The 21,717-nt window shown below is 43.5% G+C and carries 16 protein-coding genes; 15 read left to right on the top strand and 1 reads right to left on the bottom strand.

Features of this window, described 5'->3' with window-relative positions; translation table 11 throughout:
• The first annotated feature begins 99 nt into the window (after nt 1–99).
• The 15 genes from AC6I5B_RS12260 to thiI all read left to right on the top strand — a co-directional run bounded on the left by AC6I5B_RS12260 (nt 100) and on the right by thiI (nt 21,368).
• Nucleotides 100–2,139, top strand: coding sequence for a HelD family protein (locus AC6I5B_RS12260; protein ID WP_004611418.1), 2,040 nt, complete (start codon nt 100–102; stop codon nt 2,137–2,139).
• Nucleotides 2,140–2,159: 20 nt separating this feature from the next.
• Nucleotides 2,160–3,140, top strand: coding sequence for an alpha/beta fold hydrolase (locus tag AC6I5B_RS12255; RefSeq protein ID WP_004611417.1), 981 nt, complete (start codon nt 2,160–2,162; stop codon nt 3,138–3,140).
• A 19-nt stretch (nt 3,141–3,159) separates the two neighbouring features.
• Nucleotides 3,160–4,209 (top strand): 16S rRNA (cytosine(1402)-N(4))-methyltransferase RsmH, encoded by a 1,050-nt coding sequence (rsmH, locus tag AC6I5B_RS12250; protein ID WP_497773372.1) that lies wholly within the window; start codon nt 3,160–3,162, stop codon nt 4,207–4,209.
• A gap of 106 nt (nt 4,210–4,315) precedes the next feature.
• Nucleotides 4,316–5,542 carry a [Fe-Fe] hydrogenase large subunit C-terminal domain-containing protein gene (locus tag AC6I5B_RS12245; RefSeq protein ID WP_004611414.1) on the top strand — a complete coding sequence of 409 codons (1,227 nt, stop codon included), beginning with the start codon at nt 4,316–4,318 and terminating at the stop codon, nt 5,540–5,542.
• 85 nt (nt 5,543–5,627) lie between these two features.
• Complete coding sequence (gene fliB, locus AC6I5B_RS12240) at nt 5,628–6,797, top strand: flagellin lysine-N-methylase (protein WP_022250591.1); 1,170 nt, start codon at nt 5,628–5,630, stop codon at nt 6,795–6,797.
• An 11-nt stretch (nt 6,798–6,808) separates the two neighbouring features.
• Nucleotides 6,809–8,023 (top strand): exonuclease SbcCD subunit D, encoded by a 1,215-nt coding sequence (locus tag AC6I5B_RS12235; protein WP_497773371.1) that lies wholly within the window; start codon nt 6,809–6,811, stop codon nt 8,021–8,023.
• On the top strand, nt 8,010–11,090 hold the full coding sequence (locus tag AC6I5B_RS12230; protein WP_071144389.1) for an AAA family ATPase: 3,081 nt from the start codon (nt 8,010–8,012) through the stop codon (nt 11,088–11,090). Before AC6I5B_RS12235 ends, AC6I5B_RS12230 begins: the two co-directional genes overlap by 14 nt.
• Before the next feature lie 75 nt (nt 11,091–11,165).
• The gene (locus tag AC6I5B_RS12225; protein WP_022250593.1) at nt 11,166–13,850 is read left to right on the top strand and encodes a cation-translocating P-type ATPase; all 2,685 of its coding nucleotides are present in this window, start codon (nt 11,166–11,168) and stop codon (nt 13,848–13,850) included.
• A gap of 42 nt (nt 13,851–13,892) precedes the next feature.
• Nucleotides 13,893–15,170, top strand: coding sequence for an L-cysteine desulfidase family protein (locus AC6I5B_RS12220; protein WP_004611409.1), 1,278 nt, complete (start codon nt 13,893–13,895; stop codon nt 15,168–15,170).
• A 40-nt stretch (nt 15,171–15,210) separates the two neighbouring features.
• Nucleotides 15,211–16,401, top strand: coding sequence for a dicarboxylate/amino acid:cation symporter (locus AC6I5B_RS12215; RefSeq protein ID WP_412364215.1), 1,191 nt, complete (start codon nt 15,211–15,213; stop codon nt 16,399–16,401).
• 202 nt (nt 16,402–16,603) lie between these two features.
• Nucleotides 16,604–17,167: a manganese efflux pump MntP gene (locus AC6I5B_RS12210; protein WP_412364216.1), complete on the top strand. Its 564-nt coding sequence runs from the start codon at nt 16,604–16,606 to the stop codon at nt 17,165–17,167.
• A 75-nt stretch (nt 17,168–17,242) separates the two neighbouring features.
• Nucleotides 17,243–18,196: a 50S ribosomal protein L11 methyltransferase gene (prmA, locus tag AC6I5B_RS12205; protein WP_004611406.1), complete on the top strand. Its 954-nt coding sequence runs from the start codon at nt 17,243–17,245 to the stop codon at nt 18,194–18,196.
• A 10-nt stretch (nt 18,197–18,206) separates the two neighbouring features.
• The gene (locus AC6I5B_RS12200; RefSeq protein ID WP_412364217.1) at nt 18,207–18,944 is read left to right on the top strand and encodes a 16S rRNA (uracil(1498)-N(3))-methyltransferase; all 738 of its coding nucleotides are present in this window, start codon (nt 18,207–18,209) and stop codon (nt 18,942–18,944) included.
• A gap of 42 nt (nt 18,945–18,986) precedes the next feature.
• The gene (locus tag AC6I5B_RS12195; protein WP_004611404.1) at nt 18,987–20,144 is read left to right on the top strand and encodes a cysteine desulfurase family protein; all 1,158 of its coding nucleotides are present in this window, start codon (nt 18,987–18,989) and stop codon (nt 20,142–20,144) included.
• A gap of 39 nt (nt 20,145–20,183) precedes the next feature.
• On the top strand, nt 20,184–21,368 hold the full coding sequence (gene thiI / locus AC6I5B_RS12190) for a tRNA uracil 4-sulfurtransferase ThiI (RefSeq protein WP_022250598.1): 1,185 nt from the start codon (nt 20,184–20,186) through the stop codon (nt 21,366–21,368).
• 97 nt (nt 21,369–21,465) lie between these two features.
• Here the strand turns inward: thiI and AC6I5B_RS12185 are convergent, their stop codons facing one another.
• A complete protein-coding gene (locus AC6I5B_RS12185; protein WP_004611402.1) occupies nt 21,466–21,699 on the bottom strand; it encodes an HPr family phosphocarrier protein in 234 nt (77 codons plus the stop codon).
• Nucleotides 21,700–21,717 lie beyond the last annotated feature (18 nt).

Genomic DNA, 21,717 nt, shown 5'->3' with positions numbered 1-21,717 from the left:
AAAAATGATTTTTCGGACGGAATTTTTTTGTTCATAACATAAAAATACGTGGTATAATAGAACACTAAGATTTAAGAAATTGAGAAAACAGATAAGGAAATGGATGACAACATGAGTATAGATGGAACATTATTTTTAGAACAATTGACAGAAAAATTAAAATATCGGATAGAGGAACTGGATGTAGTCATTTCAGAAGGACAGAAAGATGTCGAGAGTATGCATGAATACTACTGGGAGAATTATACTGAGATGGACGAGTATGGGTATGAGAACTATGACAACCAGCAGGCATTGCTGCGGCAGGTGAATGCGAATCAGGACAAGCTTTTGTTAAAGCACCGATTTGAAAAAATGTTGGATTCGCCATTCTTTGGGAGAGTTGATTTTATCTATGACGGGGAAGATGAGGCGGAGTCGTTCTATATCGGGATTGGCAATTTTGCAGAGCGCACAGGGAGTGTGCCGCTTGTGTATGATTGGAGAGCGCCCGTGAGCGGACTGTTTTATGATTTTGATCAGGGCCCGGCATCTTATGAAGCTCCACTTGGGACGATTGAGGGTGAGATTGTGTCAAAGTGGCAGTATAAGATTCGAAATGGAAAGATGATCTATGGATTTGAGAGTGATGTGAAGATCGATGATGAGATTTTAAAGCAAGAGCTTGGAAGTAATGGGGATGTGCAGTTAAAAAATATTGTGCGGACAATCCAAAAAGAGCAGAATGCAATTATCCGAAATACAAAAGACAAGATTCTCATCATTCAGGGGGCAGCAGGAAGTGGGAAAACTTCGGTGGCACTTCACCGGATCGCATATCTGTTATACCACGACAGAGAACATTTGAAATCTTCAAATATTTTGATTCTTTCTCCGAATAGTGTGTTTGCAGATTATATCTCGCACATTCTGCCGGAACTTGGAGAGGAAAATATACAGGAGATGAGTTTTGATCTGTTTGCATATAAAGAACTCAAACATGTAGTCTCTGATTGTGAGGATAGATACCATCAGATTGAACGGCAGTTAAAGTGGATGACAGACGAGGAAGAAGAGAGGTACAGACAGAAGCAGTCAGCAGAATTTATCGGTCAGACAGAAGGATTTTTGGCGGGGCTGGAAGATGAATTGATGGATTTTTCCGAGATAGAATGGAAAGGGTTAAAAAAGACAGAGCAGGAGCTGATTGAGCTGTTTTATTTTAAGTTTCAAGATGTGCCTCTATTGTCGCGTATGGATGCGGTGATGGAATATGTGATTGATGAGTATGAGACACTCTATGACCGGACAGTGTCGGAAGAAGAATGTGAGATACTCAAAAACCGATTTATGGGGATGTATGTGACAAGAGATCTTTATGAGATTTATAATTGGCTGCTTGAGGAGGCAGGGTATCCAACCCTTCCGGAAAGGTCTTACGAGAAACGAACCCTTCCGTATGAAGATGTATATCCGATGCTGTATTTGAAATATCGTCTGCAGCAGAAAACGTCAAGGCAAAAGATCAAACATCTGGTCATCGATGAGATGCAGGATTATTCTTATCTGCAATATTATATTCTGAAACAGCTGTTTTCTTGTAATATGACGATTCTTGGGGACAGAGCGCAGACGATGGACGACAGAGAACAGGACGTGCTGACATTTTTGCCGGGCATATTTGGGAAACAGGTAAAGAAAATTGTGATGAACAAAAGCTATCGAAATACGATGGAGATTGCAGCATATGCAGGAGCAATTACCGGAATTCAGGATCTGGAGTTGTTTGAACGGCATGGAAAAGAAGTGACCGAAGCAGTTTTTGAAAGGAAAGAGGATGCGCTGGATGCATTGGAACAGGAACTGCGCCTTGCGGAAGATGCGTTTGAGACTGCCGCTGTACTTACATTTACTGAGGAGGAGGCAAAAGCAGTCTATGAGGAACTGAAGCATCGTGGGAGAGAGGCTGCCTATATTGACAGGGACAGCTCTACTTTTCGAAAAGGGCTGACGGTGACAACCTTTTACCTTGCAAAAGGGTTGGAATTCGATCAGGTATTTGCTGTCTGTCCTGGCAGAGAGGATGCACTTGCAAAGCAGGCGAGATATATCTGTGCGACGAGGGCGCTGCATGAACTTTATATGTATGAGATCAAATAAGCAGGAAGGAGAGACATGCGATGAAAAATGGTATTTTAAAAGAACAGGACTATCAGGAACAGATGGAACATGTTGTAGAGCCGTATTTGCATTCTAAAGAGCGGGAGCTGTGGCTTGAAAGAGAGCACGGGAAACAGATTTATGTAAGGTGTTATCAGGCAAAGAAGGCGAGAGGAGTTGTTTTAATCTCGCATGGATTTACGGAGACGAGCGAGAAGTACAAGGAGTTGATCTACTATTTTCTGAGAGGCGGATATCATGTGTATATACCGGAGCACTGTGGGCATGGACGCAGTTATCGTCTGGTGGAGGATCCGTCGCTTGTACATGTGGATTCTTACAAGCGGTATGTGGCAGATCTTTTATTTGTGGCAAGGACAGCGAAAAAAGAGCATAAAAATCTAAAACTATATCTGTTCGGGCATTCTATGGGAGGCGGTATTGCAGCAGCCGCAGTGGCAGCGAAGCCGAAATTATTCGAAAGACTGGTCCTGTCTTCGCCTATGATACGTCCTTTGAGCGGGAAAGTACCGTGGCATGATGCGCGAACGATTGCGACAGCTTTTTGTAAAGCAGGGCAGGCAAAGCGGTATGTGGCAGGACAGAAGCCTTACAGTGGACCGAGAAGGTTTGAAAATAGTTCGTCCACCTCAAGAGTTCGCTATGAATATTATCGGGCAAAGAAAGAGAAGGAGCCGTTGTTTCAGATGAATGCGGCATCGTATGGCTGGCTTCATGCAGCAGCATGTCTGAACAGGGATCTTCAAAGAGATGGAGTCAGACGGATTCGAATACCGGTTATCTTATTTCAGTCAGAACATGATCATTTGGTATCGAAAAAGGAACAGGTACGGTTTATATTAAAATTGAACCAAAATGGAAATACATATGCAAAGCTTGTGCGGGTACCTGGGACAAGACATGAGATATGGGGAGCAGATGAGAAGATTTTAAGAGGATATCTTGGAATGATCTTCCGGTTTTTATCGGGACAAAAATAAAACAGACAAAGGAGAATATATGGAAAATCAGGAAAAACAACATAAACGGCGAGTGCGTTATAAAGGCACCCACCCAAGAAGTTATAAAGAAAAGTATAAAGAGCTGAATCCGGAAAAATATCCGGAGACCGTTGAAAAAGTAATCGGAAAGGGCGGGACTCCCGCCGGGATGCATATTTCTATCTGTGTAAAAGAAATTTTGGATTTTTTCCAGATAGAACCGGGACAGAAAGGGTTGGATGCAACCCTTGGATATGGCGGTCACACATTGGAAATGTTAAAATGTCTCAAAGGTGAAGGGCATCTGTATGCGCTCGACATTGATCCGATTGAGTCGGTGAAGACAAAAGAACGTTTGAAGAACCTTGGATACGGAGAAGAGATGCTTTCTATCCGTCATTTGAATTTTGCCGACATTGATCAGGTTGTCGAAGAAGCCGGACCGTTTGACTTTATTCTTGCAGATCTCGGAGTATCGTCCATGCAGATTGACAATCCGGATAGAGGATTTACATACAAAAGCGAAGGATCTTTGGATCTGCGTCTGAATCCGGAAAAGGGAGAATCTGCCGCAGAACGCTTAAAAAATGTGACGGAAGACGAATTGGAAGGAATGCTTGTGGAGAATTCGGATGAACCATATGCGGCAGAGATTGCACAGCAGGTTATGAAAAAACTCAGACAGGGAGAAATGATTGACACGACAACTAAATTGTATGAGACGATAGAGGAGGCGCTTTCGTTCATTCCGGAGAAAGAACGGAAAGAGGCAGTGAAAAAGTCATGCCAGAGAACTTTTCAGGCACTTCGAATCGATGTAAATAGTGAGTTTGAAGTGTTGTATGCATTGATGGAAAAGCTCCCAAGCGCTCTGAAAAGTGGTGGTAAAGTGGCGATTTTAACATTCCATTCCGGGGAAGACAGAATTGTGAAGAAGGCATTCAAAGAGTGGAAAAAGGCCAGTGTTTACAGTGAGATTGCAAATGATGTCATCCGACCGTCTGCAAAGGAATGTGTCCGTAACAGCCGGGCGAAATCAACGAAGATGAGATGGGCGATCAAGGCATAAGAAGCAGGAAAGACAGATGGGGATTATTAAAACAATTGTGGCAGTGTGATAAAACGAAGCTTTTTTGCTCATAATAGCATTATGATCAGAAAAGAGAGGAAATCCTATGAAAACATTTCAGCAATTATACGAAGATTTGCTGCGGCAAAAAGTTTCGGTGGAGGAGCCGCTGCCGAAGGAATATGATCCAAAGCATCTGGATTGTCTTTTGTATCCGGAAGAATACGCCCCTGTTATTTCGACGGATACATGCGCAGATTGTTTCGAGAGAGCATGCCAGAAAAGCTGCATATTTGATGCGATTGAGACAGGAAAAGAAGGAGAGCTTTTTATCAATCCGTCACGTTGTGAGGGGTGCGCAGCCTGCATAGACGCATGTAAATCCAATCATCTTGCAGCAAGTAAAGATGTGCTTCCGGCGATGAGAGCGGTGCGAAATGCAAGTGGTCCTGTTTATCTGATGATTGCTCCGGCATTTTCCGGACAGTTTCGCGGGCATGTGACGGCGGGAAAATTAAGAAGTGCGTGCAAAGCGCTTGGATTTACCGGAATGGTGGAGGTGGCATTGTTTGCAGATATTCTGACACTGAAAGAAGCGCTGGAGTTTGAACGACATGTCAGAGAGCCGGGCGATTTTCAGCTCACAAGCTGTTGCTGTCCGGTTTGGATCGCAATGATCCGAAAGAGGTATCACGAATTATTACCGCATGTTCCAGGGGCAGTCTCTCCGATGGTTGCCTGCGGACGGTTTTTGAAGCGAATCCATCCGGATGCGGTGACGATATTTGCAGGTCCTTGTCTTGCAAAGAAAAAAGAGGCAAAAGAGCCTGATATTGCTGATGCGGTGGATTATGTGCTCACCTTTCAGGAAATGCAGGATATATTTGATGCGGCAGAGATTTCTTTGGAAGAACTTCCTGAGGAGGAAAAAGAACATGCTTCGAAAGCAGGCAGGCTGTATGCTCGTACAGGCGGAGTGAGTCAGGCAGTGGAGGAGATGGTGCGGCAGCTTTCGCCGGATGGAAAGATCGGTGTTCGCTGTGAACAGGCGAATGGAACAAAAGAGTGTATGGAGATGATGAGGCGCATTCAAAATAAAGAGACAGATGCGAATTTTTTTGAGGGGATGGGATGCGTTGGCGGCTGTGTGGGAGGTCCGAAAGCAATCATAGACAGTGAAAAAGGGAAGCGGTATGTGGACGAGTATGCAAAAAACTCAATCTACCAGACGCCGCTTGAAAATCCTTATGTACGAAAGCTGCTAGAGGAGCTTGGATTTGAAACCGTGGAAGAACTTTTGGAGGACAACACGCTGCTGACCAGAGAATTTTAGCGGCGTTAGTAGCGAAAAAGCCTGTTTTATTGTATAATACTAGCGTCGGCATACACTAAATGGTGAAAAATAGAAAGGACACGTTATGAAATATACAATACCACATTATTTTGAACAATTTCGCTGTACAGCAGCAGAATGTGTGGATACCTGCTGTGCAGGATGGGCGATTATGATTGATGAGAAATCATTAGAAAAATATAAAAATACAGAGGGGGCTTTGGGAAACCGCCTTCACAATTCAATCGACTGGGAGGAAGGAAGTTTCCAACAGTATGAGAAAAGATGTGCATTCTTGAATGAAGAAAATCTCTGTGATCTGCATTTGGAGGGCGGCGAGGAGATGTTGTGTGACACGTGCAGAAATTATCCGAGACATATGGAGGAGTTTGACGGTCTGCGGGAAGGCTCTCTGTCGCTGTCTTGTATTGAGGCGGCGAAGATTATTTTAGGATGTAAGGATCCGGTTCAGTTTATTACGATGGAAGATGACACCGAGGATGAAGAAGATGAAGAGTTTGATTTTCTGTTATTTACAAAATTGATGGATGCACGAGAGGCAATTCTTAAGATGCTGCAGAACAGGGAAGTTGATATCTGTGTACGTATGGGAATGGTCTTAAATCTTTCAAAAGAGATCCAGATTGCGGTGGATCATGGAGAATTATTCCAGATTGATGAGTTGTTGAAAGATTTCGGAGAGATGGATTCTTTGCTTGAAATGCAAAAACAGATCGGGGAAGATCCAATGGGCGAGAATGAATATTGCAGTGAGATGCGCAAGATGTTCCGCACATTTTCCAAGTTGGAAGTGCTGAAGGAAGATTGGCCGGAGTATGTAAGAAAGGCGGAAAGGCTTCTGTTTGGAGAAGGACAGCGGGAATATCTAGAAAGGCGTAAGGCATTCCACAAAGCGATTGGATTAAAAAGTGCTTCCTACGATGTGTGGTCGTGTCTGCTGGAGCAATTGATGGTATACTTTGTGTTTACTTATTTCTGCGGAGCGGTCTATGATGATCACATTCTTGGAAAGATGCAGACAGCTGTGGTCAGTACTATATTGATTCAGGAATTGGCGCAGGCAGTTTGGCAGGAAAAACAGGAGGCGTTTACGTTTATGGATTTTGTAGATGTGGCGCACCGTTACTCCAGAGAGATTGAACATTCTGATATTAATCTGCTGAGGCTTGAAAAACTGTTTGACAGGCTGCCGCTGTTTCAGCCAAAACAATTGATTCGCATTTTATCTGTATAAGGAGAGGGTATATGAGACTGATACATACAGCAGACTGGCATCTCGGAAAACATATTGAAGGTCACAGCCGGTTGGAGGAACAAGAACTGTTTTTAGAGGATTTTGTGAATATCGTGAAAGAAAGAGATGCAGATGTTGTTCTGATTGCCGGCGATATCTATGATTCCTCGAATCCACCGGCGAAAGCGGAACAGTTATTTTATGATACACTGAAAAAGATTTCAGACGGAGGCAGAAGACTTACGATTGTGATTGCGGGCAATCATGATAACCCGGATCGTCTTGTGTCGGCGACACCGCTTGCGATGGAGCATGGAATCATCATGGTGGGAACACCAAAGACGGTGATTCCAAAAGGGCAGTATGGAAGCTGGGAAGTCTGCAGAAGTGGAGAAGGATACATTAAGATTGAGAGAAAATCTGAGCAAGCGGTCGTTTTGACCGTACCGTTTCCAAGTGAGAAAAGGCTGGAAGAGGTACTTTATTCGGAGATGGAATCGGAAGAAATACAATTGGAAACGTATAATGAGAGGCTGAGGTGTCTGTTTGACAGACTGGCAGATCAGTTTGAAGAAGAGACGGTCAATATCATCGTCTCTCATTTGTTTGTAATGGATAGTTTGGAAGAAGGTTCTGAAAGAAGCATACAGCTTGGAGGAAGTTATCTGGCAGATCCGGATATTTTTCCGAAGCTTGCAGATTATGTGGCACTTGGGCATATTCACAGACCGCAAAGTGTTCCGGGACACCCGAATATTCGCTACTCCGGTTCACCGATCGAGTATCGGAAAGGAGAAGAACGTTACCCAAAACAAGTGCTGTGTGTGGATATCAGAAAGGGCGAACCGGTTAAAGTTGAGCCGATCGAATTAAAACAGTACAAACCAATCGAGGTGTGGAGATGCACGAGTATATCGGAGGCAATCATGGTCTGTGAGGAGAACCGGGACAAGAACTGCTGGGTGTACTTGGAAATTGAGACAGAGCGCGCCATTTTGGAAGATGAGATCAAGAAGATGAAGCAGACGAAAAAGGATATCCTGGAAATCCACCCGATCTTGCGGGAAAAAGACACGGAAGAGGCAGAGACATCGTGGAAGGATCGTCCGTTTCCGGAAGTGTTTGCAGAATTTTACAGACGGGAACGTGGTGTGGAGATGTCTGAAGAGACGCGGGATATGCTGCTGAAACTATGTGAAGAGGAGGAGCCGCATGAGACCGATTAAATTAAAGATCAAAGGGCTGAACAGTTTTGTGGAGGAGCAGACAATTGATTTTGAAAAACTGACGAAACAAGGCTTTTTTGGAATTTTTGGTCCTACGGGAAGTGGGAAATCCACAATTTTAGATGGAATGATTCTTGCACTTTACGGAATGAAGGCAATGTCACGGGGAACGAATGAGTTTGTCAATAAAAATTGCAAGAGTGCGCTGGTGAGTTATGAATTTCAGATTACTGCGGCGCAGGTAAAGCGTTACCGGGTGGAGCGTGAGTTTAAAGCAGGTGAAAAAGGGACAAAATCCGGAAAATGCAGACTTTTGGATGTGACAGATGGAGAGACTGTATTAGAAGAATCTGTGACAGGTGTGGATCGTGCATGTGTGGAGATTATCGGTCTGACTGCAGATGACTTTATGCGGACGGTTGTTTTGCCACAAGGGAAATTCAGTGAATTTTTAAAGGTGAGTGGAAAAGACCGAAGAGAAATCTTAGAGCGCCTCTTTCGTTTGGAGGAGTATGGTGTGCGTCTGGAGGAGCGCATCGCCTCTGCAATCAAAAAAGAGCAGTCAGAGCACACAAGACTCTGCGGACAGGCGGAGGTCTACGGAGACTGTAGTGAGGAAGAGCTAAGAGATGCACGGGAGCGAAAAGATAACTATCAGACGGAGATTGAGTTGCTTGAAAAGGCATTGCGGGAACGTTGTAAAGAGGCAGAAATTTATAAAGAAATATGGAATCTTCAAGAAGAACAGCAGTTATTAAAGCAGAAAGAGAAAATGCTTTTTGAAAAGGAACAAATCATTGAAGAGAAAAAAAGGAGCCTGACGCTGTCTGATAAAGCAGGGCATGTCATGCCTATTCTTCGTTCGGTGACTGAACTGGAAGACAAAGAAACAGAACTTTTGCAGAAATTGGAACAAGAGACGGCGCGGTATGAAAAACGGAAAGAAGATGTCAAAGTAAGAAAGAAACATTTTTCCAAGCTGGAGACAGAAAAAGAGTCAAAAGAGTCAGGACTTCTCTCCTCGATTGAGCGGGCAAAAGAAGCGCTAAAGGATTATCGGGAACTGCCGCAATTGCAAAAAGAGCAGAACTGCAGCGAAGCATTGTGGAATGAGAGCAGAACACAGGAGCAATCGCTCAAAGAAAAGGTACAAAAGACCCAGCTGAAAAAAGAGTCACAGACAGAAGAATTGCGAAAAACAGAAGAAATGCTGAGCCGGCGTATGATCACAAGTGAATACAGGGAGGCGTTGGAACAGTTTACGCTGCGCTACAATGAACTGACCGGCATTTTGAGGGAGCGAAAGGAAAAAGAGCAGAAGACAGACCAGAAGAAAGTGCAGTTGCAGGTACAAAAGCAGGAGATTGTCGCACTGAAAGAAAAGATGACGGTTCTCGAAAAGCAGCTGGAACTTTGGAAAGAAGAGGAAGCCGAGTTCAATAAAGATATGGAGCAGACTCAGATTTTGAATCTGAGGAAAAAACTCAAAAGAGGAGAGCCTTGTCCGGTCTGTGGTTCTCGTCATTTTGTATATGAAGAAAATGACGGTGGGGAAGAAAAAGGACAGGAAAGCGTTGACTTAGAAAAACTAGAGACATTAAGAAAGCAAATTGAGAACCGGGAGAGCGTTTATAAAGCAGCCGAGCAGGAATATCAAGTGAAGCAGAGCCTTCTCCTTGCAGCACAGGAAGAATACAAGGAGCTTGAGGAAAAAACAGCGGCGATTGCAAAGGAGATGGAAGAGAAAAAAGATTCTTTGCAGGAAGAGCTTTTAGCATATGGTATTCAAAGTTTGAAAGCAGAAAGAGAGCGTGTGCGAAATCTGGATCAGGAAAGAGAAAGACTGGAAATTGAGCGAAATCGCATATATAGACAGCAAACAGAAGTTGAGCAGATATTAGGTAGAGCTCAGGAGGAATGGAAAAATAAGGAGCAACAGACAAGACAATTGGAGATTCTGCTTATCCCGCTAAAAGAAAAAGTGACACAAAAGCAAGAGCAGATTCGGGCAAAGATTGGGACAGAGACGAATCCGGAAGTTTATTTGCAGACACTGGAAGACAGCCTTTCGAACCTGCGCAAGATATACCAGGAGGCAAAGCGCAAAAAAGAAGAGGCGGAGAATTTACTGAAACAAAGTGAAGAAGTATGGCAGATTTTGCAGGGCACAAAGACAGGTAATGAAGAGGCATTGAAAAATGCCCGCACATATCTGGAAGAGGAACTAAAACAGCAAGGATTTTTGAACCGGGAAGAAGTGAGAAAGGCATTGTTAAGTAAAGAATGTCAGGAAAGATATCGGGAAGAGATTGAGGAATATGTGCGACAGCTGCAGCAGACACAGGCACAGATTGAGAATGTCGAAAAGCGTCTGGCTGGAAGAAAGATAGAAAAAGTGATTTACGAGGAAGCAGTAACAAACTGTGAGATGCTGGATCGTGAAAAAAGGGAGAAAGAGGAGATACTGATTGCGACAAGACAGGAGATTAAAAGAATGGAGGAACACTTAAAACAGCAGTCTGAAATTCGAAAAGTGATCTCAGAGATTGAACACCGTCTTGCGATTTTGGAAGACTTAAGAAGTGTGACAAGAGGGAAACGATTTGTAGAGTTTTTGGCGACAGAACGCCTGCGATATATTTCTAAAAGCGCATCCAAACGGTTGTATGAGATCACAAATGGCAATTATGAGCTGGAGATTAATGAGGATGGAGAATTTATCATTCGGGACAATAAGAACGGAGGCGTACGCAGACAGACTGCCACATTATCAGGAGGTGAGACTTTTGTCACTTCCCTGGCATTGGCGCTTGCGCTGTCGGCGGAGATTCAGTTAAAAGGGACAGCTCCGCTTGAATTGTTCTTTTTGGATGAAGGTTTTGGCTCATTGGATGATATGCTGCTTGATATCGTGATGGAGTCTTTGGAAAAGATACATAATGACCACTTAAAAGTGGGGATTATTTCCCATGTGGAATCCGTAAAAGCACGAGTGCCAATTAGACTGATGGTGACTCCTGCTGAGACCGGAGTCAGTGGAAGCAGGGTAAATATTGAATATTCATAATCCGTACTGCTTGGACATACAGTAGTAAAACAGCCGATCATAGCTGTGAGAAATCAAAATGCGAGGAGGAAATGTATGTTTGAGCAAAAGTCGGCAAAGGAGACGATTCTAGAGCTGCATAGCAGTGCGGGCAATGGATTAAGCGAGGCGGAAGCAAGAAAAAGACTGGAACAAAATGGGAAAAATGAACTGAAAGAAGGAAAGAAAAAATCTGTGGCGGAAGCATTTTTTGAGCAGTTGAACGATCCGCTGATCTATGTACTGCTTGTGGCGGTAATTATTTCGTTGCTGCTTCACGAAGTAAGTGATGCGATGATCATTCTTGTTGTAGTCACAGTAAATGCAGTTGTCGGCGTCATTCAGGAAGGAAAAGCGCAAAAAGCTTTGGAAGCGCTCAAAGGGCTCACGATTCCAAAAGCTATCGTAAAACGTGAAGGAAGAAAAAGGGAGGTTTTATCCTCAGAACTGGTTGTGGGTGATATTGTATACTTGGATGCGGGAAGGCAGATTCCGGCGGATCTTCGTCTGCTGGAAACCGTCAGCATGAAGGTGGAAGAGTCTGCATTAACAGGGGAGTCACTTCCGGTGGAAAAGGATGCTTTGTTTCAGGCAAATCAAACATGTCCGGTCGGTGACCGGAAAAACATGGCATATATGTCTACTGTGGTCACATATGGAAGAGGAACAGGGATTGTCACTGCAGTAGGAATGGATACAGAGATTGGGAAAATCGCAGCGATGATTGACGAGGCTCCGCAGGAACTTACGCCGCTTCAAAAAAGGCTTGGGGATCTTGGAAAGCTGCTGAGTATTGTGGCTGTGGTTCTTTGTGCGGCTTTGTTTGCGATTGCTGTGATACAGAAGCGAGATATAGCGGATATGCTTATTACAGCGATATCGCTCGCCGTGGCAGCAGTGCCGGAAGGTCTTCCGGCTGTGGTGACAATCGTGCTGGCGCTGAGTGTCTCAAAGATGGTAAAGGTCCATACGATTGTGCGAAAGCTTCCTTCCGTGGAGACGCTGGGGGCAGTCGGTGTTGTCTGCTCGGACAAGACCGGAACGCTGACACAGAATAAGATGTCAGTCACAGCATGCTATGTAGATCAGCATATGTGTGATGCAGGCGAAGCAGATGCAAGAAAAAACCGTGAATTTTTGGAGTGCTGTGTGTTGTGTAATGATGCGGCGGTTTCTGAGACAGAGCGAATTGGCGATCCAACCGAACTGGCATTAGTAGATTTTGCAGAAGCACATCATTTGAATCGAAAAGAACTTCAGACAGACATGCCAAGAATCGATGAGGTATCCTTTGATTCCAAACGGAAAATGATGACGACACTTCATCAAAGCCGACATGGAAAGATTTCTTATACAAAAGGGGCGGCAGACCGGGTGATTTCCAAATGTACACATATTCTGATCAACCAGAAACGGATACCGCTTACCGACATACATAAGAGGCAGATCATGATCGCAATGGAAGAGATGTCGGCGCAGGCGCTTCGGGTTTTGGCTATTGCCATGTGCCCGAATGTGACGATGCCAAAAGAGGAGGGGCTTACATTTCTTGGTCTTACGGGAATGATAGACCCGGCGCGACCGGAGGCAAAAGAGGCGGTTCGCACGTTTCGGGAGGCATCGGTAGATACAATCATGATCACAGGAGACCATGTTGATACAGCATTTGCCATTGCAAAGCAACTTGGAATTGCGAACAAAATGAGTGAGTGTATGACGGGAGAAGAATTAGAGCGGTTGTCTGCCGGTGAATTGCAAAGAAAACTAAGACAGACAAAAGTGTTTGCCCGTGTGGCACCGGAACATAAGGTGCAGATCATAAAAGGCTTAAAAGCTTCCGGGAAGATTGTGGCAATGACAGGGGACGGGGTCAATGATGCACCGTCTCTGAAAGCGGCAGATATCGGCATTGCCATGGGAGAGACAGGAACAGATGTGGCGAAGAATGCATCCGATATGATTTTGACTGACGATAATTTTGCGACAATCGAAAAGGCGATTGAAGAGGGAAGAGGAATCTATGAAAATATCCGGAAATCCATTTTGTTTTTGCTGTCTTCCAACTTTGGAGAGATTATCACCATGTTTCTGTCTATTTTGTGCGGACTTGCGTCTCCGTTAAAGGCAAGCCATATTTTATGGATTAATCTGATCACGGATTCGCTGCCGGCATTGGCTTTGGGCGTTGATGAAAACGATAAAAAGAGTTTGATGAGAAGACCTCCGAGAAAGGTGCAGGAAAGTTTGTTTGCAAACGGAGGACTTTCTTGCACATTGTTTTATGGAGTGCTGATTGCAGGAATCAGTCTGACTGCATTTTTAAAGCTGCCACTGGAAGTGCTGACTGAAAGAAACGCAGTTGTAAGCTTAGAAAACCTGATAATTGTACTGAAATCTCCGGAAATCTTAAATCGGGCACAGACATATGCGTTTACCGTGCTCGGCTTATCACAGCTTTTTCATGCAGTCGGAATGCGGGATGTGCATAAGTCTGTATTTTGTATGGATCATAGTGCAAACAAATTGATGATAGCTGCATTTTTCGCAGGGTTTGGGCTTCAGATACTGGTGACGGAGATCCCTTATATGGTGGAGATTTTTGGAACGGCAGCTTTGACGATGGGAGAGTGGATTCAGCTTATTATTTTGTCCGCATTTCCGCTTATCGCACATGAAATTATGGTGCTGTTTTCAGTGGGGACAGTATTTGACCACCGCAGAGAAAATGTGGTATCCTATTAGAAAATAAAGAGATGTTTATTAAAAAAGGAGGGTAAAGTACCTATGAAAAAAGAAGATGTAAAGTATGGCGCGTACGTTCAGATTTTGAAAGAGGAGCTGGTCCCGGCAATGGGGTGTACAGAGCCGATTGCACTTGCATATGCCGCGGCGAAAGCAAGAGAAATACTGGGGAGTATTCCGGATAAGGTTGTGATTGAAGCAAGTGGAAGTATCATCAAAAATGTAAAAAGCGTCATTGTGCCAAACACAAATCATCTGAAAGGAATTCCGGCGGCTGCCACAGCGGGAATTATTGCGGGAAGAGCGGAGAAAGAACTGGAAGTGATTGCACAGGTGACAGAGTCAGAGATTGAGCAGATGAAACAGTTTTTGCAGACGGCGGATATCAAAGTTGTACATGCAGACAATGGAATTACATTTGATATCATCGTGTCAGTTTACAAAGGAAGCTCTTATGCGAAAGTCAGAATTGCGAATTATCACACGAATATTGTGCTGATGGAAAAAGATGGAGAAGTGCTCTATGAAATAGCGGTCGAGGGAGAAAAGGAAGAGGGATTGACAGATCGAAATCTTTTGAATATGAAAGATATCTGGGATTTTGCGATGACTGTAGATGTGAAAGATATAAAAGAGACGTTAGACAGACAGATTGCATATAATACGGCAATTGCGGAGGAAGGCCTGAGAGGAGATTACGGCGCCAACATTGGAAGTGTGCTTTTGGATACGTATGGAGATGACATTCGTACAAGAGCAAAGGCAAAGGCGGCGGCAGGCTCTGATGCAAGAATGAACGGATGTGAACTTCCGGTGATCATCAATTCAGGAAGCGGCAATCAGGGAATGACTTCATCTATTCCTGTCATTGAATATGCCAAAGAGTTCGATGCGGATGAAGATACCTTGTACCGTGCGCTTGCTTTGTCAAATCTTGTTACAATCCACCAAAAGACAGGAATCGGACGTCTTTCTGCATACTGTGGAGCAGTCAGCGCAGGAGCAGGAGCAGGTGCGGGAATTGCATATCTCTGTGGAGGAGGTTATGAAGAAGTGATTCACACAGTTGTCAATGCACTTGCAATTGTCTCTGGGATTGTCTGTGACGGTGCGAAGGCGTCTTGCGCAGCGAAGATTGCATCTGCGGTGGATGCCGGGATTTTAGGCTATAATATGTATAAACGAGGACAACAGTTCTATGGCGGTGACGGAATTGTCACAAGAGGAGTGGAGGAGACGATTCAGAATGTGGGACGTCTCGGAAAACAGGGAATGAAAGAGACCAACGAAGAAATCATCAAAATCATGGTTGGTGAATAGAATAAAGAATGAGAAAAGAAATGAAAAGGGGAAAGCGTTTATGAAAAAAATAGTTGGAAGCCTGCCTTTTAAACTTGTTCTTGGAGTTGTGATCGGCATTTTAGTCGGACAGGTGGCAAATGAAGGTGTTATGAATGTTGTGGTTACGATCAAGTATATTCTGAATCAGGTGATCAATTTCTGTGTTCCTTTGATCATCATCGGATTTATCGCTCCGTCTATTACAAAGCTTGGGAACAACGCGTCCAAAATGCTTGGTATAGCTCTGGTGCTGGCATATGTTTCGTCGCTTGGCGCAGCGTTGTTTTCGATGGCGGCAGGATATGGTCTGATTCCGCATTTGTCCATTGATGCAAATGTAGAGGGGTTAAAAGAGCTTCCGAAAATCGTATTCCAGCTTGATATTCCTCAGATTATGCCGGTTATGAGTGCGCTCGTATTTTCTGTGTTGATTGGACTTGCGGCGACATGGACAAAAGCAAAGACAATCACGACTGTTTTGGAGGAATTTCAAAAAATTGTGCTGGATATCGTCACAAAAATTGTCATTCCGATTCTTCCGATTTTTATCGGATTTACTTTCTGTGCATTGTCATATGAAGGAACGATTACAAAACAGCTTCCGGTATTTATTCAGGTTGTGCTGATTGTTATGATCGGTCATTTTATCTGGATGGCATTGTTGTATGTGCTGGCAGGGATTTATTCAGGAGAAAATCCGTGGACAGTTGTAAAAAACTATGGACCTGCATATATTACGGCGGTTGGAACAATGTCTTCGGCAGCGACGCTCGCAGTGGCGCTTCGCTGTGCAAAAAAATCAGAATCACTTCGTGATGACATGGTAGATTTCGGGGTTCCGCTGTTTGCCAATATCCACCTGTGTGGCTCGGTTCTGACAGAAGTTTTCTTTGTGATGACAGTGTCAAAAATCTTATATGGGAATATTCCGTCGTTTGGGATAATACTGTTATTCTGTGTACTGCTTGGTGTATTTGCAATCGGAGCGCCGGGAGTTCCGGGAGGAACAGTGATGGCATCTCTTGGATTGATCACGGGAGTGCTTGGGTTTGACGAGACAGGAACGGCGCTGATGCTTACGATTTTTGCACTGCAGGACAGCTTTGGAACAGCCTGCAATGTAACCGGTGATGGAGCGCTGACATTGATGCTGACAGGATATGCGAAGAAACATCACGTAGAAAAACAGACCATTTCTGTTGATTTATAGGCTTGACAAGTGCAGTGAGACTTCCTATAATGTTCAGAGACGATAAGGGAGTAGTTAGCGTAATTACGTAGTATTGTCAACATACTGGCAGTTTGACTGTCTGGCATTACTTTAAATAATGAGACTTATCCGTAGATATAAGGCTACGGGTAGGTCTTTTTGTTTGGAGTAATTGCAAGGAAACGAAAAGGAGAAAAGGGAAATGGGTATTGTAGAATTATTTTTAATTGCGGTAGGATTGTCGATGGATGCATTTGCGGTTGCAGTCTGTAAGGGGCTGGCAATGAAAAAATGTACGTGGACGAAAGCGGGGATCGTAGGTCTGTATTTTGGAGTGTTTCAGGCTGGAATGCCGTTGATCGGATATGTTTTGGGCGTGCAGTTTAAAGACTTTATCACATCAATCGACCACTGGATTGCGTTCATCCTTCTTGGGATTATCGGATTTAATATGGTGCGAGAGTCAAGGGAAGAGGAATGCGAGACGGCGAGCGAAGCTTTGGATGTGAAGACGATGATAGGGCTTGCGGTTGCGACGAGCATTGATGCGTTGGCAGTCGGAGTGACATTTGCATTTCTTCAGGCGAAAATCGTGCCGGCAGTCAGCTTTATCGGAGTGACTACATTTATCATCTCGGTGGCAGGTGTGAAGATCGGGAATATCTTCGGGGCAAAGTACAAATCAAAAGCAGAGCTTGCAGGAGGGATCATTCTGATTCTGATGGGAGTCAAAATATTGTTGGAGCATTTGGGATTCTTGGGATAATCAGAATCCCTTTTCGTTGCGTTTTTTTAGAATATTTGTTATACTTTTAAAAGATTAAGAAGAGGTGAACAGAAAATGAAATGGAATAAATTTAGATTGAAAACAACGACAGAAAGCGAAGATATCGTCAGCAGTATGCTGATGGATCTTGGAATTCAGGGCATTGAGATTGAGGACAAGATTCCGTTGACACAGTCTGATAAAGAGCAGATGTTTGTGGATATCCTTCCGGAGATTGAAGCAGATGACGGTGTTGCGTACATTAGTTTTTATCTGGAAGAGGACGAGGACAAAGAAGAAGTTCTTGCGAATGTAAAAAAAGAATTGGAAGAGATGCGGGCATATACGAATGTGGGGGCGTGTACCATTGAAGAATCGCAGACTGAAGATGTGGATTGGGTCAACAATTGGAAACAGTACTTCCACCAATTTTATGTGGATGATGTGCTCATCATTCCGTCGTGGGAAGAGGTGAAACCGGAGGATGAGGATAAGATGATCATTCACATCGATCCGGGGACTGCGTTTGGAACAGGAATGCATGAGACAACACAACTTTGTATCCGCCAGATCCGCAAATACGTGACACCGGATACGACAATTTTAGATGTAGGATGCGGAAGCGGGATTCTTGGAATGCTCGCCTTAAAATTCGGGGCAAAATATTCGGTTGGAACGGATTTGGATCCATGTGCTATCGATGCGACTTATGAGAACATGGAAGTAAACGGAATTACAAAAGATCAGTATGAGGTCATGATCGGAAATATCATCGATGACAAAGAGGTGCAGGACAAAGTCGGATATGAAAAATATGATATTGTCGTGGCGAATATTCTTGCAGATGTGTTAGTTCCGCTTACACCTGTTATCTTACATCAGTTAAAGACAGGCGGAATTTATATCACAAGTGGAATTATCGATGCAAAAGAAGAGACAGTCGTGGAGGCAGTGAAAGAAGCAGGACTTGAAGTTCTGGAAGTGACATATCAGGGCGAATGGGTATCCGTGACGGCAAGAAAAAATTAGGAGAATCATTATGCATCAGTTTTTTGTAACACCTATGCAGGTGAAAGAGGATCATATCTATATAGAAGGTCTGGATGTGAATCATATTAAAAATGTGCTCCGCATGAAAGTGGGCGAAGCGTTAAAAGTCAGTGACGGAAACAACCGAAAGTATCTCTGTGAGATTGAGTCAATGACGGCGCAACAGGTCTGTGTCCGGATTGTAGAAGAACAGCAGGTGGATACGGAGTTACCGTCAAAAATATATCTTTTTCAGGGACTTCCGAAAAGCGATAAGATGGAATTGATTGTACAAAAAGCGGTGGAACTTGGAGCGTATGAGATTATACCGGTCGCAACAAAACGTGCGGTTGTAAAGCTCGACGAGAAAAAGGCGTTAAAGAAAGTGGAGCGCTGGAGAGGAATTGCGGAAAGCGGAGCAAAGCAGTCCGGGCGCAGCGTAATCCCGAAAGTGACAAATGTGATGTCTTATAAAGATGCTCTGACATATGCGAGGGGACTGGATATCCTTCTCATTCCGTATGAACTTGCAGAGGGAATGAAAGAGACAAAGCAGGTGATAGAGGAAATCAAAAGAGGACAATCCGTCGGTATTTTTATTGGACCGGAAGGTGGATTTGAGACACAGGAAGTAGAGGATGCCATTGCAAATGGAGCGAGAGCCATCACACTTGGCAAGCGGATTCTGAGAACGGAGACAGCAGGTCTTACGACACTGTCAATTTTGATGTATCACTTGGAAGAGTGATGACATAACTTATATAGTAAGAAAGAAAAACAGGAGAAGATCATGGAAGTTTATTTGGACAATTCTGCAACTACAAAATGTTATGAGAGTGTCAGAGAGATTGTAGGAAAAGTAATGTGTGAAGATTACGGCAATCCGTCTTCAATGCACAAAAAGGGAGTAGATGCAGAAAAATATATAAAAGAGTCAAAAGAGACATTGGCGAAGCTTTTAAAAGTGCAGGAGAAAGAGATTTACTTTACTTCCGGAGGGACAGAGAGTGACAATCTGGCTCTGATTGGTTGTGCAAGAGCCAATCACAGAGCGGGAAAACATCTGATCACATCTTCTATCGAACATCCGGCAATCTTAAATACGATGCATTATCTGGAGGAGGAAGAAGGATTTCGAGTGACATTCCTGCCGGTGGATAAGGATGGCAGAATCCGTTTGGATGCATTGAAAGAGGCGCTTTGCGAGGATACTATTCTCGTGTCTGTCATGTATGTGAATAATGAGGTTGGTTCCGTGCAGCCGATCGAGGAAGCAGTGCAGATTGTGAAGAATTATAATAAAAACATTCTGTTCCATGTGGATGCGGTTCAGGGATTTGGGAAATACCGTATTTTTCCAAAGAGAATCGGAGTGGATATGATGTCGGTGAGCGGACATAAAATCCACGGACCAAAAGGAATCGGAGCGCTTTACATCAATGAAAAAGTAAAGATTAAACCAATTGTATTTGGTGGCGAACAGCAGAAAAATGTCCGCTCCGGTACGGAGAATGTTCCGGGAATTGCCGGACTCGGCGCTGCGGCAAAAGAGATTTATACCAATCTGGAACAAAAAGTGGAGACGATGAGGTCGCTTAAGAACTACTTTATAGAAGGAATTGCAAAGATTGAGAACACGACGATTCACGGACGAACCGATGAGACAAGCGCGCCGCATATTGTCAGTGTGGGATTTGCGGGAATTCGAAGCGAGGTACTATTGCATACGTTGGAAGAGAAAGGAATTTATGTATCTTCCGGATCTGCATGTGCATCAAATCATCCGGCAATCAGCGGTGTACTAAAAGGAATTGGAGCGGGAACAGAATATTTGGACGCGACACTTCGATTTAGTTTTTCTGAATTTACAACAAAAGAAGAAATTGACTATACATTGGAAACACTATATAATTGTGTACCGATGCTTAGAAAGTATACAAGACACTAAGAAATGATGGAACAAGACAAAAGAGAGGAAAATAAACGTATGATGTTTCAGGCTTTTTTGATAAAATATGGAGAAATTGGAATCAAGGGAAAGAACCGTTATCTGTTTGAAGATGCATTGATCAGACAGATGAAGTTCTCCCTTCAGGATGTGGAAGGAGAATTTCACATTCACAAATCACAGGGCAGAATTTATGTAGACTGTGAAGGATATTATGACTATGAGGAGACGGTAGATGCACTGAAAAGAGTGTTTGGAATCGTTGGGATTTGTCCGGTTGTTCATGTGGAAGACAAAGGATTTGAGGAACTGAAAAGAGAAGTTGTAGATTACATGGATAAGATGTATCCGGATAAAAATACGACATTCAAAGTGGAAGCGAGACGTGGAAAGAAAAGCTATCCGAAGAATTCTATGGAGATTAACTGTGATTTGGGAGAAGCAATCTTAGATGCGTTTCCGGAGATTCGTGTCGATGTGCACAAACCAGCGATTAAATTAAATGTAGAGATTCGAGAGAAGATTTATATCTATTCTGAGATTATTCCAGGACCGGGAGGAATGCCGGTTGGAACAAACGGGAAAGCGATGTTGCTATTGTCAGGCGGTATAGACAGTCCGGTGGCAGGCTATATGGTATCAAAACGTGGAGTTGCGCTGGAGGCGACATATTTCCATGCACCGCCGTATACAAGTGAACGTGCAAAACAAAAAGTAGTAGATCTGGCAAAACTGGTATCAAAATATTCAGGACCGATCAAGCTGAATATTGTCAACTTTACAGATATTCAGTTGTATATTTATGAAAAGTGCCCGCATGATGAGCTGACGATTATTATGAGAAGATATATGATGCGAATCGCAGAGCATTTCGCAAAAGAGAGCGGATGTTTAGGGCTGATCACGGGAGAAAGTATTGGACAAGTGGCGAGTCAGACAATGCAGAGTCTTGCTGCGACAAACGATGTGTGCACTCTTCCGGTATATCGTCCGGTTATTGGATTTGATAAACAGGAAATTGTAGAAATTGCAGAAAAAATTGATACATTTGAGACTTCAATCTTACCGTTTGAAGACTGCTGTACAATTTTTGTCGCAAAACATCCGGTGACAAAACCGAACATTAATATCATTAGACGCTCAGAAGAAAATCTAGCGGAGAAGATTGATGAATTATTTGAGACTGCGATAAATACAGTGGAGACAATTGTTGTCAAACCTTAGATAAAATGCAGCAGTTCTGGCATGAAAGTTTGAAATAACGGAACTGCTGTAAAAAAAGATGCCCCGCCAAAGGCGGAGCATCTTTTCAATCCGATTATTATACTGTGTATGCAGATAATACTTCCATGATAGTATCTAAGTTAGCGTTATCAGCGTGAATGTTTAATGTGATCGGTTTGGATAAATCTAAGCTAAAGATTCCCATAATCGATTTTGCGTCGATAACATATCTTCCAGATACAAGATCAAAATCAGAATCAAATTTGCTGATATCATTTACAAATGATTTTACTTTGTCGATTGAATTTAAAGAAATATCTACTGTTTTCATTAGAAAAAACCTCCTTGA

It is taken from the genome of Faecalimonas nexilis (assembly GCF_059731825.1).
Note: the sequence above shows the minus strand (reverse complement) of the source record. Positions and strands in the feature narration are given on the sequence as shown.

What these genes read in the sequence shown, in the direction of transcription:
- AC6I5B_RS12260 (WP_004611418.1), top strand. Translation starts at nt 100, where the DNA reads ATGGATGACAACATGAGTATAGATGGAACATTATTTTTAGAACAATTG.
- AC6I5B_RS12255 (WP_004611417.1), top strand. Translation starts at nt 2,160, where the DNA reads ATGAAAAATGGTATTTTAAAAGAACAGGACTATCAGGAACAGATGGAA.
- rsmH (WP_497773372.1), top strand. Translation starts at nt 3,160, where the DNA reads ATGGAAAATCAGGAAAAACAACATAAACGGCGAGTGCGTTATAAAGGC.
- AC6I5B_RS12245 (WP_004611414.1), top strand. Translation starts at nt 4,316, where the DNA reads ATGAAAACATTTCAGCAATTATACGAAGATTTGCTGCGGCAAAAAGTT.
- fliB (WP_022250591.1), top strand. Translation starts at nt 5,628, where the DNA reads ATGAAATATACAATACCACATTATTTTGAACAATTTCGCTGTACAGCA.
- AC6I5B_RS12235 (WP_497773371.1), top strand. Translation starts at nt 6,809, where the DNA reads ATGAGACTGATACATACAGCAGACTGGCATCTCGGAAAACATATTGAA.
- AC6I5B_RS12230 (WP_071144389.1), top strand. Translation starts at nt 8,010, where the DNA reads ATGAGACCGATTAAATTAAAGATCAAAGGGCTGAACAGTTTTGTGGAG.
- AC6I5B_RS12225 (WP_022250593.1), top strand. Translation starts at nt 11,166, where the DNA reads ATGTTTGAGCAAAAGTCGGCAAAGGAGACGATTCTAGAGCTGCATAGC.
- AC6I5B_RS12220 (WP_004611409.1), top strand. Translation starts at nt 13,893, where the DNA reads ATGAAAAAAGAAGATGTAAAGTATGGCGCGTACGTTCAGATTTTGAAA.
- AC6I5B_RS12215 (WP_412364215.1), top strand. Translation starts at nt 15,211, where the DNA reads ATGAAAAAAATAGTTGGAAGCCTGCCTTTTAAACTTGTTCTTGGAGTT.
- AC6I5B_RS12210 (WP_412364216.1), top strand. Translation starts at nt 16,604, where the DNA reads ATGGGTATTGTAGAATTATTTTTAATTGCGGTAGGATTGTCGATGGAT.
- prmA (WP_004611406.1), top strand. Translation starts at nt 17,243, where the DNA reads ATGAAATGGAATAAATTTAGATTGAAAACAACGACAGAAAGCGAAGAT.
- AC6I5B_RS12200 (WP_412364217.1), top strand. Translation starts at nt 18,207, where the DNA reads ATGCATCAGTTTTTTGTAACACCTATGCAGGTGAAAGAGGATCATATC.
- AC6I5B_RS12195 (WP_004611404.1), top strand. Translation starts at nt 18,987, where the DNA reads ATGGAAGTTTATTTGGACAATTCTGCAACTACAAAATGTTATGAGAGT.
- thiI (WP_022250598.1), top strand. Translation starts at nt 20,184, where the DNA reads ATGATGTTTCAGGCTTTTTTGATAAAATATGGAGAAATTGGAATCAAG.
- AC6I5B_RS12185 (WP_004611402.1), bottom strand. Translation starts at nt 21,699, where the DNA reads ATGAAAACAGTAGATATTTCTTTAAATTCAATCGACAAAGTAAAATCA.